Here is an 18,688-nt window from a genome sequence, read left to right as displayed (position 1 = left end):
GATGGGGAGTGTAGGATTCGAACCTACGAAGGCGAAGCCAGCAGATTTACAGTCTGATCCCTTTGACCGCTCGGGAAACTCCCCTATTCAACTTACAAGAAACACTATACGCCAAAATTAAAATCTTGTCAACTAGCTAAGATGATTATTTTACAAAAAATTATTCTTAAGAGAAATGATCAGACGCTTAGAAACATAGACGCTTCGCCTTATTTTTAAATAATTTATTTATTTTACAAGATAAATTTTGCTAAAATCGCCCTAATCTCATCAAATTATCTCAAATTTATCTCTAAAAAGATGATGGAATAGTAGAAACAATTTAGGAAAATAGTGTATACTAACATTAAGAAAAGTATTAGGAAGGAAGTTATGAAGTTGAACCCAAGAAAGCAATACGAAGGCATAGTAGCTGTTGTTATGCTCGTGATGTTCACGTTTGTAATCATCTTTATGCAAACAGGAGCCTTTTATTGGCTTTATAAAAATGAAATTTACAGCCGTATCGAAAACCGTGCCATCCGCTCACAAACGGTGAGACTGCAAAACCTTGACAGTCTTCTTATCTCCAGCATTCAAAATGCCGAATCTCTTGCTGATGTTATAGGTATGGTCGGCATTACCCCCGACATGAGCACAGAAAAAGAACAAACCATCCAGCGTCTTATGCGCGTTACCGAGGACTCTCCCAATATCTTTAGTAAATTCGGTCTCTCCACCGTCTACGACTATGATAAAGGCGGTACCTATATTCGCACCGATAGCAACACGGAAATCCCAGAAACTGCCATTCGCCGTAGCTGGACGCTCAACGGATATAAGGATGCACAAAATAACGAGAAAACCTTCCTTTCTCCTGCCTATTCCGATAACTTTACGGGGGAGAGAGTCTTCACTGTCTACGTACCGGTCTTTGACAATAGCGGAAATGTCGTAGCCATGCTCATGGGCGATGTGCTCTTTGAAAAGGTCATCGCAGCCATCACCAGCCAGACCAATCGTATCAGTAACTCTGCTTTTAGCATTCTTATTAGTGATAAGGGACTGATTACCCACAGCTTCAAAAACCCCAGAGATAACGGCATCTTTAATGAAAACTCCAACATCTTCTCCCTGCATTCGGGTATCCCACCGCTTGAACAAGAACGCATGCTCAATAGCCCCATGCACTTTTACATAAATAATAATCACGGGTTCTACTACTCTACCGTTAAGCTCACCGCTAATCCCCGCTGGATTGTCTACACCTATGGTAGCATCAGCGACTTTACCAACGAGCTCTACTCCCTTGTCTTCTGGGCAATCATGGTAGGTCTCTTTGCGCTACTTGCCTCCTTCCTGATTGTCTACTTTTATATCCGTCGCCCGCTCTATCGTACTGCCAAGCACATTATCAACACGAATGAGGGCAATTTTGCTTCACTACATATATCTAATAGAGATTTGGAAGAAATCTACGTAGTGGATCAAGCCATACAACAATTTACCAATCGTGTTAGTCAAGTTGTCCAGAATCTCCATCTGCACAACAAAGAGCTTATCCTTAAGAGTAAAACTGCCGTTGCTAGCCTTGAGATCATTAACGCGAACACGGTAGAAGTCGACCATCAAATCCATCTGCACCCTGTCTACTTAGATAAATCGCGTGGACTCAAAGAGGGAATCTTATCCAGCATTGCCTTTAAAGAAGAGCGCGTAGAGCTTATCAGTAAACTTGCGGCCATGCAAGCCGAACGTATCTCCGAAGCAACTGTAGCCCTAGAGCAACTCTCGGCAAACATGACCTCCATTGATACGAATATGACCGCTGTTGAGGAGAGTGCGAAAGAGCTTCAAGTGGTGGGAGAAGAGGGGCGACGCCAGCTACAAACCACGGATAAACTTATTCGTGCCATTTTGGAGAAATCTCGCACCCTCTATGAAACAAACAAAGTCATCGAGGAGATATCCGAGCGCACCAACCTCTTAGCGATGAACGCAGCTATCGAGGCTGCTCATGCGGGGGATATGGGACGTGGTTTTGCCGTGGTTGCAGAAGAGATTCGTACCCTGGCCACCAACTCAAGCGAACAATTGGCTATTAGTTCGGAAAATCTCAACCAAGTTAGTAGCCTGATTACCCAAATCTTCAAGGCAAGTCGTCTGCTAGATGGTAATTTCCTTCAGATTGAGGAAGGTATCGCCTCTCTTAACATGCAAAGTACGCAAGTTAAAGAGTCTGTTTATGAGCAAAGTCGTGGCACACAGAGTATCGTTAATGCACTAGGATCCCTTAAGGTTGCTTCGCAAGATATTCGTGATAAGTCTGAATTGGTTAAGGTTACGGCATCTGGTATTGCCAAGCATGCTAACGAGCTATCTAAATTCAATACACAATTTCTCGATGTGGTGAGAGCCATTACTACCGAGGAAGAAATTACTCGTGACAGTAGCAAAAAGGCGCTTGAGATCATGAATTCTAATGCGAAAAACATTCAAGGGATTAACACCTTTGTCCAAAAATTCACTAGCGATGAGAGTCAGACGCACTCTAACGGAGGAAAATAAATGATAGAACCATCAAAAAAAGAGAAGATCAAAAAAACCAAAAAGCCAAAAAAAGTGCGTAAGCCCTTTCGTAACTCTGCTAACTTTACCTTAATCCTCTTCATCGTCTTTATTTCGCTTTTACAATCTGCCCTCTTTCTTACAATGTACAACACTGGTCTCACCGGTCGTATTATGTCGCGCACTAGCACCGGTATCTCTGACACAGTATCGGGAATTGGCAACTCCGTGGTGCAATTTAAGCGCTTCTTATCAGAAATGTCGCAACACTTTACTGTCATCGGTTTTGATGAAAACAATTACGATACGCTCTCCAACATCACCGTAAAAGCCGTAAAAAACCATCCCTCTATTACCAATATCTCCTTCTTTACCCTCAAAGATTTTAATGAAGGTGGCTTTTATTCCATTGCGTTGCACGCAGATCAAGTTGGGCGCGATCAAATTCGTAAGTCGCTTAACATCCCCGGCATAAACGAGGTGCTTAATACCTCTCAACAAGTGGTTACCGATGTTTATATGGATACCATTATAAACGTACCCGTCTTTAGCGTACTTACCCCCGTCTATAGCCAATATGGAGAGATTATTGGGATTATTATTGCAGATTTTGACATTGAAGATTTTTTTAAAGTTTCCCTGCTTTACAGCCGTGCCATATCTGAATCAGCTTGGCCGATGATCAGCGATCGTACTGGTTCCTTAGTTGTAAGCTCCCACAATGAAACCACTGGACGATCTTATTCTGTGGGGGATCAACTCTCTGATCACTTGATGAAAGTCTCCGAAAACGATTGGAAGCGCATTTTTGAGGCCCGAGGTGAACCCCTTATGCATGGGGCTGCCAACCGTTATACTATCTCGAAATTTATTCCCAACACCCCTTGGCTTCTCACCATTTATGGTAATCTCGACGACTTTACCAGAGAACGATTAGGCTTTATTCTCAGCTCCATCGCCGTTATCGTCATCGCTATTCTCTTGAGTATGCTCGTCATTCTCCTCTTCGTCAAAGATCCCTTCAATAATCTTGCAAGACAAGTTGCTAAGCTTAGCGACGGTGATTTAGTCAACATTAAAATGCCAAAGGTTACCATGCTTGAAATTAATATGGTCTCCAATGAGCTCTTTCATCTAGTAAAACACTTTAAGGAATCACTTTGTGCCTCTGTATCCTCCCTTGAGGGCATGCGCCAGACAAAAGATAGTGTCCTAAACCAAATTGAGCTCACGCAAAAGACCTTCGACTCCATTCAGCAAAAAGTAAACGCGCTCAAAACCGAAGTGCAAGGTGAAACACAGACGCGCACCGAGATGAAAGCGCTCATTACCACCAAACTTGGGCAACTTACCGCCATTCAAGATAGCAACAGCGAGCAATTGCGCGCACTTACCAGCTCTTCAGTCTCGGTAGAGGAGCTCTCCGCTAACATCAACTCCATCAATAATAACATTAATATCATGGCAAAAAATGCACGCGACCTACGCGAAGCAGGAGTCAGTGGTAAAGAGCAATTAATTCAAACCGATACGCTTATTCGTCAAATTCTTGAAAAATCTGAAAGTCTAAACGCTACTAACTTGGTTATTGAAGACATTGCCGAACGCACCAACCTCCTTGCCATGAACGCTGCCATTGAAGCTGCTCATGCAGGCGATATGGGGCGAGGCTTTGCCGTTGTTGCTGGTGAAATTCGTATCTTGGCGATGAATTCTGGTACCCAACTTACCATTAGCGCGCAAAACCTTCAAGCGGTTAACGACCTCGTCTCTAACATTTTCGATGCAAGTCGGGCGATGGAGAACAGCTTTGTCTCGATTCTCGACGGTATGCAACAGCTTAACGAAAAGACCACACAAGTTGAAGAAGCTATGCGCGAACAGAGTAGTGGTACCAAAGATATTGTTAGCTCTCTGGATATCCTCAAAAAGAATTCTGATCAAATCCAACAGGAGATGACCGCTATTATTAATGTTACCCATAAAATCCTCGCTAACGTTGCCACACTGGAGGAAATTGAGGCGGAACTTAATACCTCTATTGGTGATATTGAATCCTTGGAGAAGAAGAATGTCGATATCATCCGCAAAATCCTACGCATCGTAAAGGAGTCTCATGAAGTCCTTGATGAGATGTCCAATGAGTTGCTTGCCTTCAGAGTTGTTGTTAAATAAGGAGGAAAACCTCCCCAGACAAAAAAAATAGCGACCAATTGGTCGCTATTTTTTATTTACTTTAAAAGAAGTTGGTTACCACAACTCATCACGAGGATCATCGTCTGCACGTCCGGTTGTTACACCATATAGGTCAACCACAGCACGTAAATCGTCTAACCATAAGAGGTAAACGCCACGCGCCTCTTCTAAGTCAGCACGAACAATAAACTCCTCCACAAAGATACCAGCAAGGTGTCCATAATGACGATCTTTTTGCACCACAGACTCAGGAATAGAGACACTCAACTGCTTCCAACCAGCAAAATCAAGCTTACCCATCACCAACTCATGACGGCGACCTTCATAATCACGAATCACAATACTCAAAGTATGAGGAACATTACGTCCAGCAACCTGCACGCTGATTGTCTTGGTTACACCCTCAATGAGCAGAGGATTCACGGATTTAATGGTAAAGTGAGAAAGCGCACGGCGAATAAATTGTACACGCGCACCAAGAATAAATCCACTCTCGTCTTGTGCACCATCTTCACCATTGAGAGGCAACTTCTCTACAGAACCATCGCTCTCGAGACCACGCACGGTAATGATACCATTATCGCGAGACATACGTCCAACCCAAGCACTAGGATCACTCATCGTGCTTACCTGTACCTCTTGGAGTTTGGTTGGATCAGAAACAGCGCTGTTGGTGCCTACTTGACCTGCCTGCGTACTTACAGGACGACCTTCCCAGATTTGATCAAGCACGCGAGGCTCAGTCAAATCGATACCATCAAAGTTGCTCATATTGCGACGTTGACTAATCGTGGTAAAGTTATCAAGATAGACAAAGAAATTATCCGCACGCTCGGCAGCATTGATCTCCACAATAAACTTCACCAAACGTAATTCACGACGTAGTGGGAAGGTATCATTACGTTGATTGATGCTAGAAGGAATGCTTGCACTTAGATTGCGCCATCCCATGTAATTAAGGCGACCCATGTTAATACGATGTTGTACTTGATTAGAATCTTCTACTACCGCGATAAAGTCGTGGTTAAAGTTACTTCCCCACACCCAAATACCCATCGCCTTAACCACACCTGTTAGGGGGATAGGAGATGGCGTACTACCATCGCGGGTAGGGATAATCTCGATGTAATTGCGTCCACGCTGAGTAAACGCACCATTGATAGCCAAAACCTGTAACGATTCTGCGTTTTCAGGACGCTCACCGTACTTATCGCGTGGCCAAGTGTTGGCAAGGGTCATTAAAGGAAAATCCTCTACACTGTTTTGACTACCCACAACACTCCACTGAATGTTCTCCTGCCCCTCATCGGCATAGGTACCATCGCCATCAAAGGAGTCCACCACACGTGTCTCCAAAGTGAGCATAGGCCCTAGGCTTTGTGCTTGGGCGGTGAAGCCAGCAGCTAACAACATACCTATAAGTGTTAAGCTCTTTTTCATCTGCACTCTCCTACTAAAATTTATTTTATACTACTATTAGTATCGACGCTATCACGCTAAAAGTCGATCGATAATCGCATCAAGCTCATGTAGCTCTTCATCTTTATCCATCTCACCCTCCTTAGCATGAAGAGTTGTTTACTCTTCTTAAGTTTAGCACATTATTCACTTTTTGACTAGATCTTGGCATCTTATATTACCATTATTTTTATCATATAACTAGATAACCCCGTAAAAATCGCGCACAACCTTCTTATTTTTACGAAAAAGAGAAAATTTGACAAAAATTTGCTTTTCTTATCTCTTTATGCTATAATGTCGTTATTCTTTGTGTATAGTTTGAAATGAATTTTATTGGAGGAAATAGATGATTTGTCAAATATTTGAAAACGACGGCGACGCTGATTTAGTTACCGCCATGTTAGAATCCTACCTAGAGGCCCGTGGCATGCAAGCAACAATCACTAAGTACGATAAGAATTTTGCTCCCGATATCTTTGCCCGTTCCCATATCGAGATGACCCCCGCCCTCATCATCGACGAAGAGCTTGTCATTGCCGGTGAACAACTCGAAGCCCGTGATATCATCACCCGTATCTTCGAAGTCATCGAAGGCGAAACCTTGGAAAGTGGCTCTAGTTGTGGAAGCGGTGGTTGTGGCACTGGAAGCAGTTCCGGTGGTGGTTGTGGCTGTGGTTCAGGGGGCTCTAGCGGCGGTGGCGGTTGTGGCTCGGGTAGCTGTGGTTGTCATTAGGTTCAATACATAACCCTAGAGCAATCTAGGGTTTTCTACAAAACTGCCATGATATTTAAGCGCAATAACACCTCTACCGCGACAATGGTTAGCAATCCGGTAAAGCCGATGGATGCGCTGGCAGCAGCGCCTTGTTCTTTACCCATTTCAGTCGCACGAGCCATCCCCAAAACGTGGGCAACTGCTCCTAATGCGTATCCTTGCGCCAAAGGTGTCTCAATTTTAAGGATCTTAAAGAGAAACGGGCCAAATAAATTCCCCACCACTCCCGCCCAAATGATCCCAAAGACAGCAAGCTCACCAATGCCACCAATGCGATCAATAATCAGCAGACCAATTGGAGAAGTTACCGACTTGGGAACAACAGAGTGTGCAACCAAACCCTCAAGACCCACCGCCATAATGCCCAGTTGCGCCAAACTTAATGCCGAAATGACCGCAACAAAGGTCGAGACAAGTAGCGGAATAGGATAACGTTTAATCAACTCCCAGCCCTCGTACATGGAGTACCCTAGCGCGATGGTCATCGGCCACAAGAAAAATGTAATCGTCTTGTTCGCCAACATATATTCTGTAAAGTCAACTTTACCATATTGCACCAGAAAAATAATGATAATGCCACCCCACAGCGTCGAATTTAAGAGAGCCAACCCCTTAGCTTTACGTTGCATCCAACGCACCGCCAAGTAGACGGCAATCGTCAATCCCACTAAAACCAGTGGTTCATTAATAATTTTAATGAGTTTCTCCATCATCATTCCCTCACTTGCCCAGCTTAATCTCTCTGACTTCTCGTGCATCTTGCCGCTTAATCATCCACTCTAACACAAAACCGGTGATCATCAGCGGGGCAAGTGTGCCTAATGTTACCACCAATAGAAACGGAATAATCACCGATTGCACTTGCTCCCAGTACTCTAAGATACCCACAATCATGGGAATAAACAACATGCCCGAGATCGCCATAAGCTGATTGCTTAATAAACCGACCCGCTCAGGCTTTAGCCACTTAAATTTCAACGCAAGAAAAAGAAACATCATCGACAAAATTAAGCCTGGCAACGGCACCAGCAAAGAGACAAGGTGCCCCAAGAGACCAAATCCAATCAAAATAAGCAATTGTTCTAATATTATCATCGACAAACTCCCTTTTATTGCACAAGGCTAATAAACACAAAACGACCTCTCATGTCCATAAGACACGAAGAGGCCTTTCATTGTGCATCTATTTGCATAAAAACGTCTGCCTTAGGCTTTAACGACCTTACCCGCCTTCATACACTTTGCACACACTTTAACCTGCGACCGACGACCAGCCACCAAAGCACGTACTTTAAATAGATTAGGTTTAAAGGTGCGTCCCGTGCGACGTACTACGTGCTCGCCGTTACCACCTTGTTTCTTACTTTTACCCTTACGTGGCACACTGTTGCCGGTAATGGTTGCTTTGCCACAAAAATCACACTCTCTAGACATTCTATTTGACCTCTACTCTTTCTTGGATATCCATTAGACGAACTCTATTATACTAAAATTAGCCCACTTTGTAAAGAGGCGCACGCGCCTTTCTTTAGCCAATTTTTGCATTTAGTAGCTTGGTCGTGGATAAATGATGCCCATCAGCAATCATTTTTTTCCCGGTAAGCGTAACAACGCCCGATTTCGCTTCCATGGGGAATTTATCAAAGTCGTCAATTTTGATATTCGCCTTGGCTGGAAGATCCGCCTCACCCTCGGGTAACACACGACTACCCATCGGCGCTTGCGTAAAGATCACCTCACAATTATCTGCCTCATCCTCGGCGGCAAGGAGCATACCAAGGCTCTCCACCCCACGGAATTTGCTCTTTTTGAGGTTTGCCACCACCACAATATGCTTATCCAAAAGCTCTTCTTCTTTATAATATGGTACGATAGAGGAGACAATTTGACGCTGGCTATCGCCTAAGTCAAGTTGCAAAATATAGAGCTTGTCGGCATCGGCATGGCGCTCCACCTTGGTAACTTTTGCCACACGCAGGTCGATAAGGCTAGCAAAAGATGCAGGCGCATCAGACGTTGACTCACTCTTGTTGGGGGATTGGGTTACTTCTTGCACGGGATCTCCTCCGAATTTTAGGCGTAATTTTTCGATGTACTCCTCTTCGAGCATCTCAAAGAGAAGCATGCTCGTTCCGAGTTTACTCAAGCCCGAAGTCTGCCCAAGATGCGTCCAGTTGAGATCACCTTGAAGCATAATGCCAATTTTTTGCGCACTCATCGGGATAAATGGCAACATGAGACGCGCAAGATCCAAAATAAGATAAGTTAAATTGAAGATCAAATTTACGGCACGCGCAGGCTCTTCGGTACGCGTGCGCCAAGGCTCTCCTGCTTGAAATTGCTTATTCCCAAAGTCGCTCAAAGCCAAAATCTCTTTGAGCGCATCTTTAAGTTCCGCCTTCTCCAAGTGCGCGATAATCACCGCCTCTTGGGCTTGCACATGTTGCCAAAATGGCTCATCACGCACACCAGCAGGAATCGCACCATCATAGAATTTATGGATAAAAGAGAGCGTACGGTTGACCAAATTCCCAAAGTTTCCCACCAACTCGCTATTGACCACCTCTTTAAAGCCCTTCCAGCTAAATTGCGTATCACTCTTCTCGGGGCGCATATACATTAAATAGAAGCGCCAAACATCGGTGTCGATAGTCGTCGCAATGCAGTCGTTACCAAAGACACCCACGCCACGCGTCTTACTGAATTTTCCGTTTTCATAATTAAGATACTCCGTAGAACTCATGCGATGAAGCATCGTCCACTTCTGTCCCGTCGCCAAGAGCGTGGAGGGGAAGACTACCGTGTGGAAAGGAATATTATCTTTACCGATAAATTGAATTAACTCGACATGCTGGGGATTTTGCCACCAGCTGTGCCAATCATTTTTGCGTAGCTCGGCGGTCATCGAGATGTAGCCGATGGGCGCATCAAACCAAACATAAAAGACTTTATCCTCAAAGCCCGCCTTGGGCACAGGAATCCCCCACTTTAAGTCGCGGGTAATGCACCGTTGCTTAAGCCCATCACGCATCCAACTGTGTGTCATGGCAAGGGCGTTGGCAGCCCACAACTCCTCGGCTTTCGACTCCTGCATCCACTGGGTTAGCCCCTCGGCAAGCGCAGGCAAATCGATGTATAAATTTTGTGTTGTACGAAGCTGCGAAGCTTCTCCGCAAACCTCACAGTGAGGCTCTTTTAATTCGTGCGTATCCAACACCTTACCACAATGCTCACACTGATCGCCACGGGCTTGATTGTATCCACAATGCGCGCACGTACCAATGACAAAACGATCGGCTAAAAAGCGATCGCAGGAGAGACAATAATGTTGCTCATCCTCTTGCGCGTGGATATATCCCGCCTCATCGATGCGGGTAAAGATATCCTGCACAATTTTGGTGTGGGTGGGATTACTGGTACGACTAAAATTATCAAAATTGATATTAAACCACGTATAGATACCCCGATGTTCATAGTGATAGCGCTCGCAAAGCGCCTGTGGGGTAACGCCCTCTTTGAGCGCCTTGGTCTCGGTGGCGGTGCCATATTCGTCGGTGCCACAGATATAGAGCGTCTCAAAGCCTGCAGATCGACAATAACGCGCAAAGACATCGGCCGAAAGCACTTGAATTAAATTTCCTAAATGCGGAATGTTGTTCACATAAGGCAATGCTGCCGTAATTAATCGTCTCTTCATGCTTTTATTATAGCCGATGTTTGCTAATAAATCAAGATATTATGCGCAATCGCTTGACACTTCTCAAAAGAAAGTGTAGACTATTGAATAAATATACACTAATATCCGTATCTAGTAAATTCACGTACTAATATATTTTTTTCACACAAAGGAGCTGTGTATGTTTTATAAACCCTTACAAATTGGTGATTTACATGTGCCTATCCCGATCATTCAGGGTGGCATGGGCGTAGGAGTCAGCCTCTCTGGACTTGCTAGTGCGGTAGCCAATGCCGGCGGTATTGGGGTGATTTCGGGGGCGCAAATTGGTTTTGATCAGCCTGATTTTGCCAAAAACCCTCTCAAAGTCAACCTAGAAGCACTTACTCGCCATATCCACATCGCCAAGGAGAAGGCAAAAAAAGGTATCATCGGGGTCAACTTGATGGTGGCACTGCATCAATATACCGAGTACGTCAAGACGGCAGTTAAGAGCGGGGCGGACATTATCTTTTCGGGGGCGGGGCTTCCCATGGAGTTGCCCGAATTTGTGAAAGGAAGCAAGACCAAAATTGCACCGATTGTCTCTTCGGTGCGGGCAGCTAAATTGATTTTAAACAATTGGTTACGCAAATTCGATTATCCTGCTGATGCTGTCGTGGTGGAAGGCCCCATGGCTGGTGGACACTTGGGCTTTGCTCCCACCTACTTTGAGACCAAAGCCGATTTCGATCTTGAACTAGTCGACATCATCGCGATGGTGAAAGAGTTCGGCGAAAAGGTAGGACGCAAGATCCCCCTTATCTTCGGCGGGGGTGTCTTCGATCAAAGCGATTTCAAGAAGTATCTCACGCTCGGATGCGATGGTATCCAGATGGGTACACGCTTTGTCGCCACCCACGAGTGCGATGCTCCGATGAGCTTTAAGCACTCCTATATTACAGCGAAAGAGAGCGATATCACCATCATTAAGAGCCCCGTGGGTATGCCGGGGCGCGCGATTGTTAATCCCTTTATGCAGAAGGTTTTAGAAGATGGACGCGTGCCGGTTAAGAAGTGCTACAAGTGTCTCTCTAAGTGCAATCCACGCACCATTCCCTACTGCATCACCGAGGCGCTTATTCACGCTGCCGAAGGACGCATGGACGAGGGGTTGCTCTTTTGTGGACAAAATGCCCACCGCATCCAAAAGATCGTCTCGGTGCAAGAGCTTTTCGACGAGATGACCCAGAGCGCATAAACACTCATCCATTTTATAGGAGATCTATATTATAATGTATAAAGGAGAGGAGAAATTCTCTCCTTTATGACTCTTTTTTACGATAGAGAATTGTCGTTTTGGGTGTCTCACTGGCGGTAGGGTCGAAAAAGGCCTCATTCCAGACCTCCATGCGATATTGATCATCCACAAAGAGCGCCACCTGACCATCGGCAATCCGCCTCTCAAAACGGGCGATCGTCAAAGCCAACCACTGCCCATCGTACATCGCTTCGTCCATCATCACATAGTCGTGCGCCGAGATCGGTTGATAAATGCGTTGCAACTTCGCCAAGACATCCACAAAGTCCATTCCCGTCGTTACATAACGAATATCTGCCAAAAACGCCCCACCAGGTTGATAAATGCCCTGCAACGCGCCGTCCATTCCCTGCCAACGATGCGCAGGCAAGGCAAACCACACCCGCTGAGTATCCGCAAAAAGATACTCTACCCGTTCGGCATCCACCTCCTCAAGCGCCAAAAAGTCGAGATAACTCATCGCCAATGGCTCGCCCAAAAAGGGATAATGCGCCTTCTCTCGCTTGCTCTGCGCACCACACCCTACCAATATCATGCCCATTACTAACCAAAATATCTTCTTCATTCCATCATTATACACAATTTATCTACCCAAAAGCAAGCGCTCATACATTTTATGCAAAAAAGCATTTGCATTCAGCGTAAACTCATAGTATAATAGTAGAAGAAAGAGCAGAAAAGGAGTTTTTTGTCTATGGATGCTAAAAAAATTGCCAGCGATCTCTTAACCCAAATTAAACCCGAGTATATCTTAGGGCTGCAACATTGCGCCACGCGACTGCGTTTTCGGCTTAAAGAGAGCGCTCAAGTGGACGACAAAGCCGTAGAAGCCATCGAGGGCGTACTTAGTGTAGTACGCAGTGGTGGACAGTATCAAGTTATCATCGGACCTGGGGTTATCGACGTCTTTCGCTACCTCAATGACGTACTCAAAATCAGCGATGCCACCCCGCGTCTCAACAAAGGACAAGCCGGCACAAAAATCCAAGACGTCATCTTTAATTACATTTCAGGCTCGCTCCAACCGCTCTTACCCGCCATGGCTGGCGCAGGTATCATTAAAGGATTACTCGCGCTTTTAGTTGTCATCCTCGCCAAAACCTCACCAAACTACGCCTTTACCACCAGTGGCACCTATCAACTTTTAGATGCCATCAGTGATAGTGCCTTCTACTTTCTCCCCATCTTTTTAGGCTTTAGTGCAGCCAAAACCCTCGGGAGCAATCCCTACATCGGTGCGCTGCTTGGCGCAATTCTCCTCCACCCCATCATTGGCAATATGGCAACCAATTTTATGGCAACCAATACATTAGAGCGCTTTTTAGGGCTTCCCTTTATCCCCATGAACTATGCCAATAGCGTGCTTCCCATACTCGTAAGTGTCGCTATCCTCGCCCCGTTTGAGCGTTTTCTCCAACGCGTATTGCCCAAAAGCTTAACCATTATCCTCGTCTCGCTCACTATTCTCTTGGTGCTTGTTCCCGTGGTGGTGATGCTCTTTGGTCCTGCGATGTACTTTCTTTCCATCGGGCTTGTCAACCTTATCGAATACTTTCTCAACATCGCCCCATGGCTGGTGGGTGCAATTCTGGGCGGTACATGGTTCCTCCTTGTAACCCTAGGATTACACTGGGCGCTTATCCCTATCACATATATTCAATACGCCGAGTACGGCTCTTCTTCTTTACTGGCCCTCTTTTGGGTCTCTACCATGGCACAAATCGGTGTAACCATTGCCGTACTTATTCGCAATAAAGATCAAAATTTTCAAACGCTTATTCGGCCTGCGACAGGCGTAGCGATTCTTGCTGGCATCACCGAGCCTATCGTCTATGGTGTGGTGCTCAAATACAAACGCCTCATCCCCATCGTTGCCCTTAGCGGAGCCATCAGTGGCGCGCTTACTGCCATCCTAAAAGTATCTAGCACCCCCGCTGGACTAGGTGGAATTTTAAGCTGGCCGGGTTTTCTTGGTGCGCCAAGCAACTCCTTCACTATCGCCATCTTAGCCATGATTATTCAAGTAGCTACTGCCATCTTAGCCATGATCTTAGCTCTGGCATGGGGACATGAGGAGAAAGTTAAATAGTGCTTTCTCTATCTATCAAAAAGTATGAAAAAATATACTAAGCAAAGGAGCTAATATACGATGTCTAACCAACCATTGTTTCCAAAAGATTTCCTGTGGGGAGGGGCTGTGGCCGCCTGCCAAGTAGAAGGTGCGTACAACAAAGATGGCAAGGGTCTCTCCACTGCCGACGTGATTGCGCACGGCATGATGAACGATCCAACCGATCCTATCGACCCGAACACCTTTTATCCCTACCACGAGGCGATCGACTTTTACCATCGCTACAAAGACGACATTAAACTCTTCAAAGAGATGGGCTTTAAAGCCTTTCGTACCTCGATTGCCTGGAGCCGTATCTTCCCCCATGGCGACGATGCCAGACCAAATGAAGCAGGCTTAAAATTCTACGATGATCTCTTTGACGAATTGATCAAACACGACATCGAACCCGTCATTACCATCACTCACTTTGAGACGCCACTTTCCCTCGCGCACAAGTATGGTGGCTGGGCAGATCGCCGTCTGATTGAATATTACACCCGCTTTGTACGCACCATCTTTGAGCGCTACAAGGGTAAAGTAAAGTACTGGATGACTTTCAACGAAATTAACATCATCCTCCACATCCCCTTTACTGGCGGAGCGCTCACCGTAAAAAAAGGCGAAGCTGGCTACGAACAAGCGCTCTATAGTGCAATGCATCATCAATTTGTCGCCAGTGCTACGGCTGTAAAACTTGGACATGAAATTATGGGTAAGGATGCGATGATCGGCTGTATGATCGCCTTTGGCCCCACCTATCCTGAAACATCTAATCCTTTAGATGCACTCAAAATGCAAGAGCACATGCGCAACACCACCACCTTTAGCGATGTGCAAGTGCGCGGTGCTTATCCCGAACACTACCTAAGAGAACTCGAAAAGAAAGGCATCAAGCTACCCATTGAAGCAGGCGATCTGGAAGTAATTAAGGCGCACACCGTCGATTTTATTGGCTTTAGCTACTATAGTAGCCATACGGTCTCGCATAAGGGTGGAGGCGAAGAGCAGTCGAATTTCTTCAAAAATACCGTAAAAAACCCATACCTCTCCCCCGTAGATGAAAGCGCCAAAGAGTGGAGCTGGCCAGTTGATCCTATCGGTTTACGCTACTCTCTTCACTATCTACAAGATCGCTACAACAAACCATTATTCATTGTGGAGAATGGACTTGGTGCTAAAGATGTTATTGCCGAAGATGGTAAAATTCATGACGACTATCGCATCACCTACCTCAAGCGTCACTTGCAAGAGGTCGCAATCGCCATCGATGAAGGCGTCAATCTTTTAGGCTACACCAGTTGGGGGCCTATCGACCTAGTGAGTGCCGGCACCTCACAAATGAGCAAGCGCTATGGCTACATCTATGTCGATCGCGACGACCATGGCAACGGTACGCTTAAACGCACCCCAAAAGAGAGTTTCTACTGGTATCAAGCTGTCATCAAGAGCAACGGAGCGCATTTATATACATAAAAAAGGAAGGTAAAAAAGAGGGTCTGCACTAATACCATTTCACCGTGGTATTAGTGCGTTTTTATTCACTCAGTCTTACTATCTAAATATTTATCCACATGTGCTAAAATGGTATCCACCGTGGCTAGCGCACCTTGACCAATATCTCCACAGGCTAAGAGATCACTTTTGGGCTCGATGATCTGCATGCCATAGCCCCGCAAAATTTGAATATTATTCTGCACAATCGGATTTTGATACATACGCGTATTCATGGCAGGGGCTAGCATAATCGAGGTGCCATCCATCACTAAGGCAAAGGTAGAGAGGAGATCATCGGCCAACCCATGCGCAAGTTTTGCGATGATATTTGCACTAGCAGGCGCGATAAGCAATAAGTCAGACTCTTTAGCTAGCGTAATATGCCGAATCTCATGCGGATATTGCTCCAAATCGAACATCTGGGTAAGTACCGGCTCTTTGGTGAGGGCTTGTAACGTGTGAGGCGTAATAAATCGCTCGGCAGACTCGGTCATCATCGCCTGCACGCGATAGCCACGCTTACCCAGTTGACTCGCCAAATCGGCAGCCTTGTAGGCAGCAATGCTCCCCGTAATCCCCAATGTAATCAACGTTGTACTCATTGCTTTTCGCTCCTTTTGATTGCATTTCTCTCTTTTAAGAGACGTTCCACAATGCCCTGCGCGATGTGTGGTTTAGACGACCACGTACTAATCTGGCGATCGGCATCGATAAAAAAGGCAACATGCCCATCCTCCGAGATATCTTCCACCCGATTAGCAAGGACAAAATCACATTGGCATCTTTGTAAAAGAGAAAATCCGATCACTATTAACTCCTCGACAGTTTCCGTGGCTGCCAGTTTAAAGCCCACAATGGTTGCGTGTGGTGCTAAAGCGCGCAATTGATCAATAAGTTTAGCATTGGGCGCTAGCATTAAGAGCGGGTTAGTGATGCTAGAGCTCATCTTTTTGGGGAGCTCTGCTCCTTGCTGATACTGCTCTAAATATGCTTTAATCATTGTAGTAGAAGGATTTGAATGAGATTCTAACCACAGTGACAGCTCTTCGGCAAGCGTATCCAACGATGATACTGCCGAGACGTGATAATCACTTATCGCCATACTATGAATGATGACATCGGGCGAATGATGCTCCATAATCGAGCGTAATCTGGCTTGCACCTGCGCATGACTCTCCACAATATGGGTAGTAATTTTTGCATGAATATCAGGTAGAATCGCCTGCTTGGTCGTTAGCAAATGTATCGATTCAACCTCTTGCCTCAAGGCAAATTCCTTGGCAATCAACGCACCTAGTTCGCCCGTAGAACTATTGGTAATCTTCCGTACATCATCAATCTTTTCGCTGGTGCCGCCAGCTGTTATTAAGATATGCATAATCACCTCCGCTCTTATTATATCCTATTAAGATAAATCGATCAACCATGCCTACGCATGGGCGAGTGCGAATAAATATACTGTTATCTTCTATTCTCTTGTTTATTTTCATGATATATGCTACAATTAGGCATATTTATTATTTTGGTAGGACAATATGCATATACCTAAAAAAAGTTTTCTATTCATGATGTTATTACTTCTTCTTGTCGGGTGTAATCCCGATAAAAAGTCGCAACCAGTGGGCAAGAGCATCATGGTGGGTGTACCTAATCCGCGCACGCCTATCGACACGCATCTCTCGCCATTAGCTGCGGTACAAAGTATTTATAATCATATGGTTGAGACGCTCTATACCGTAGATGAAGAGATGAATATCGTGCCTCTCTTGGCAAAGGCGTTACCCACTATCTCCGAAGATGCATTGCATTACACCTTTACGCTAAGAGACGATGTCTACTTTCATGATGGAAGCCACCTCACCAGTCGTGATGTGCAATTTCTCTTTGAGCGTCTCTTTGATCCCCAGACTCCCGGTGTCTCCAACGCATTTTATAAAGAAGTTGCCGGGAGTGATGCCTACTTTGCGGGTGAGGCACAAAGCATCAGTGGGTTTACCATCATCGATGATTACACCTTTACCATCGAGTTGAGTCGACCATCGCTTGCCTTTGTTGATGCGCTGAGCATGGGCTATGCGGGCATTATCCCTCGAGAAAGTTTCCTCGCCCATCAAGAAACATGGGGGCATAGCGTGCTGATCGGCAGTGGCCCGTACCGTTTTGTGCGCTACCATCCCAATGAAGGTGTGATCATGGAGGTAAATGAGGCGTATCGAGATGGGCGATCGGCTATCGATCGCATCGAATTCCGCTATATGGATGATGCCTATACCGCGCTTTTAGAGTATGAACAGGGCAACCTCGATGTGGTAGAGCTCAACCCCGATCAATACGCACAGTACGCCTCTGGCAACTATCGTGATGAAATTCATCGCTGGAATACACTTGGTACCAATGTCATCTTCATCAACACCAAACATCAAGATCTTGGTAATCCATTGGTGCGCAAGGCTCTACTTTATGCGCTAGATCGCGACGATATCGCAGAACATGTCTACCAACATCTTGCCGATAAAGTAGACAATTTCGTTCCTGTGGGATCGGTAGGGTACAACCCCCATATCACCTTGCCTAAGCATAGTACCCAACGCGCCAAAGAACTCCTTGCCGAGGCAGGCTATAACGAACCTCTCAATATCGAAGTGGTTTACACCAGCGGAAAAGTGCTCGATCGCCAATTATGGACGCTCGCGCAAGCCCAGCTCAAAGAGGCAGGTATCAACCTTATCATCAAAGAAGCAGACGCGGCTGCCTTTCTCGATCTCACCATGAGCGGACAAGTCTACCTGCATAATCGCGCATGGCTCTTGCCCTATCCCGACGGCAGCATCTTTTTAGACTATCTCCACGGGACAAGTAGCCATCGCGCATCGGTAAACTACCAAAACCCCGAGCTAGATGATATCCTCGAGCGCGCCCAAGCTAGCCCCGACGCCAACGAACGTCGCGCCCTGTATGAAGAGGCAGAACGCATCTTGGTGGAAGAGGCAACCGTGGTCATTCCGCTAACAAATCAACATATCTTCAACCTCGTAAAACCCCACCTCATCAACATGAAGCGTATCAACAGCCTCTACCAGTTTCAAGAGAGCGACATCGTCCGCCCCTAGCGCATCACCTTTCGCT

15 protein-coding genes and 1 tRNA gene are annotated in these 18,688 nt (G+C 45.8%); 7 read left to right on the top strand and 9 right to left on the bottom strand.

Translation table 11 applies throughout. The features are described 5' to 3' along the window. Window positions 1-2 precede the first annotated feature (2 nt). Window positions 3-84 (bottom strand) — tRNA-Tyr (locus PVA46_RS01615). Between the two features lie 369 nt (window positions 85-453). Between PVA46_RS01615 and PVA46_RS01610 the strand changes: the two genes are divergently transcribed. Both PVA46_RS01610 and PVA46_RS01605 read left to right on the top strand, forming a co-directional pair. Then, entirely contained in the window at window positions 454-2,547 is a 2,094-nt protein-coding gene (locus PVA46_RS01610; RefSeq protein ID WP_274360304.1) for a methyl-accepting chemotaxis protein, read from the top strand. Continuing rightward, complete coding sequence (locus tag PVA46_RS01605; RefSeq protein ID WP_167695031.1) at window positions 2,548-4,722, top strand: methyl-accepting chemotaxis protein; 2,175 nt, start codon at window positions 2,548-2,550, stop codon at window positions 4,720-4,722. 75 nt (window positions 4,723-4,797) lie between these two features. On the opposite strand, the gene PVA46_RS01600 is transcribed toward PVA46_RS01605, so the two are convergent. After that, window positions 4,798-6,183 (bottom strand): flagellar filament outer layer protein FlaA, encoded by a 1,386-nt coding sequence (locus PVA46_RS01600; RefSeq protein ID WP_167695030.1) that lies wholly within the window; start codon window positions 6,181-6,183, stop codon window positions 4,798-4,800. Between the two features lie 367 nt (window positions 6,184-6,550). Here PVA46_RS01600 and PVA46_RS01595 point away from each other — a divergent pair, with 367 nt between their 5' ends. After that, on the top strand, window positions 6,551-6,937 hold the full coding sequence (locus PVA46_RS01595) for a thioredoxin family protein (protein ID WP_167695029.1): 387 nt from the start codon (window positions 6,551-6,553) through the stop codon (window positions 6,935-6,937). 35 nt (window positions 6,938-6,972) lie between these two features. On the opposite strand, the gene PVA46_RS01590 is transcribed toward PVA46_RS01595, so the two are convergent. From PVA46_RS01590 to metG, 4 genes are all read right to left on the bottom strand, one after another. Continuing rightward, window positions 6,973-7,737 (bottom strand): LrgB family protein, encoded by a 765-nt coding sequence (locus tag PVA46_RS01590; protein ID WP_167695028.1) that lies wholly within the window; start codon window positions 7,735-7,737, stop codon window positions 6,973-6,975. Beyond that, window positions 7,700-8,074, bottom strand: coding sequence for a CidA/LrgA family protein (locus PVA46_RS01585; protein ID WP_167695027.1), 375 nt, complete (start codon window positions 8,072-8,074; stop codon window positions 7,700-7,702). The genes PVA46_RS01590 and PVA46_RS01585 overlap by 38 nt, the downstream gene beginning before the upstream one ends. 111 nt (window positions 8,075-8,185) lie before the next feature. Continuing rightward, window positions 8,186-8,413 carry a 50S ribosomal protein L28 gene (rpmB, locus tag PVA46_RS01580; protein ID WP_167695026.1) on the bottom strand — a complete coding sequence of 76 codons (228 nt, stop codon included), beginning with the start codon at window positions 8,411-8,413 and terminating at the stop codon, window positions 8,186-8,188. A 94-nt stretch (window positions 8,414-8,507) separates the two neighbouring features. Then, on the bottom strand, window positions 8,508-10,676 hold the full coding sequence (metG, locus tag PVA46_RS01575) for a methionine--tRNA ligase (protein WP_167695025.1): 2,169 nt from the start codon (window positions 10,674-10,676) through the stop codon (window positions 8,508-8,510). A gap of 160 nt (window positions 10,677-10,836) precedes the next feature. Here metG and PVA46_RS01570 point away from each other — a divergent pair, with 160 nt between their 5' ends. Continuing rightward, window positions 10,837-11,895 (top strand): NAD(P)H-dependent flavin oxidoreductase, encoded by a 1,059-nt coding sequence (locus PVA46_RS01570; protein WP_167695024.1) that lies wholly within the window; start codon window positions 10,837-10,839, stop codon window positions 11,893-11,895. A gap of 64 nt (window positions 11,896-11,959) precedes the next feature. Here PVA46_RS01570 and PVA46_RS01565 read toward each other — a convergent pair whose 3' ends face one another. Beyond that, window positions 11,960-12,520, bottom strand: a complete 561-nt coding sequence (locus PVA46_RS01565) for a hypothetical protein (RefSeq protein ID WP_167695023.1) — start codon at window positions 12,518-12,520, stop codon at window positions 11,960-11,962. Window positions 12,521-12,649: 129 nt separating this feature from the next. Between PVA46_RS01565 and PVA46_RS01560 the strand changes: the two genes are divergently transcribed. Both PVA46_RS01560 and PVA46_RS01555 read left to right on the top strand, forming a co-directional pair. Then, window positions 12,650-14,044 (top strand): PTS transporter subunit EIIC, encoded by a 1,395-nt coding sequence (locus tag PVA46_RS01560; protein ID WP_167696244.1) that lies wholly within the window; start codon window positions 12,650-12,652, stop codon window positions 14,042-14,044. Between the two features lie 60 nt (window positions 14,045-14,104). Then, a complete protein-coding gene (locus tag PVA46_RS01555) occupies window positions 14,105-15,541 on the top strand; it encodes a glycoside hydrolase family 1 protein (RefSeq protein WP_167695022.1) in 1,437 nt (478 codons plus the stop codon). A 65-nt stretch (window positions 15,542-15,606) separates the two neighbouring features. On the opposite strand, the gene PVA46_RS01550 is transcribed toward PVA46_RS01555, so the two are convergent. Together PVA46_RS01550 and PVA46_RS01545 are read right to left on the bottom strand one after the other, a co-directional pair. After that, a complete protein-coding gene (locus PVA46_RS01550; RefSeq protein WP_167695021.1) occupies window positions 15,607-16,164 on the bottom strand; it encodes a flavoprotein in 558 nt (185 codons plus the stop codon). Further along, on the bottom strand, window positions 16,161-16,940 hold the full coding sequence (locus PVA46_RS01545) for a phosphopantothenoylcysteine decarboxylase domain-containing protein (protein WP_167695020.1): 780 nt from the start codon (window positions 16,938-16,940) through the stop codon (window positions 16,161-16,163). The genes PVA46_RS01550 and PVA46_RS01545 overlap by 4 nt, the downstream gene beginning before the upstream one ends. A gap of 187 nt (window positions 16,941-17,127) precedes the next feature. Here PVA46_RS01545 and PVA46_RS01540 point away from each other — a divergent pair, with 187 nt between their 5' ends. After that, a complete protein-coding gene (locus PVA46_RS01540; RefSeq protein WP_167695019.1) occupies window positions 17,128-18,672 on the top strand; it encodes an ABC transporter substrate-binding protein in 1,545 nt (514 codons plus the stop codon). The last annotated feature ends 16 nt before the right edge of the window (window positions 18,673-18,688 follow it).

Source organism: Entomospira culicis (assembly GCF_028748145.1).
Lineage (GTDB): Bacteria > Spirochaetota > Spirochaetia > WRBN01 > WRBN01 > Entomospira > Entomospira culicis.
Note: the sequence above shows the minus strand (reverse complement) of the source record. Positions and strands in the feature narration are given on the sequence as shown.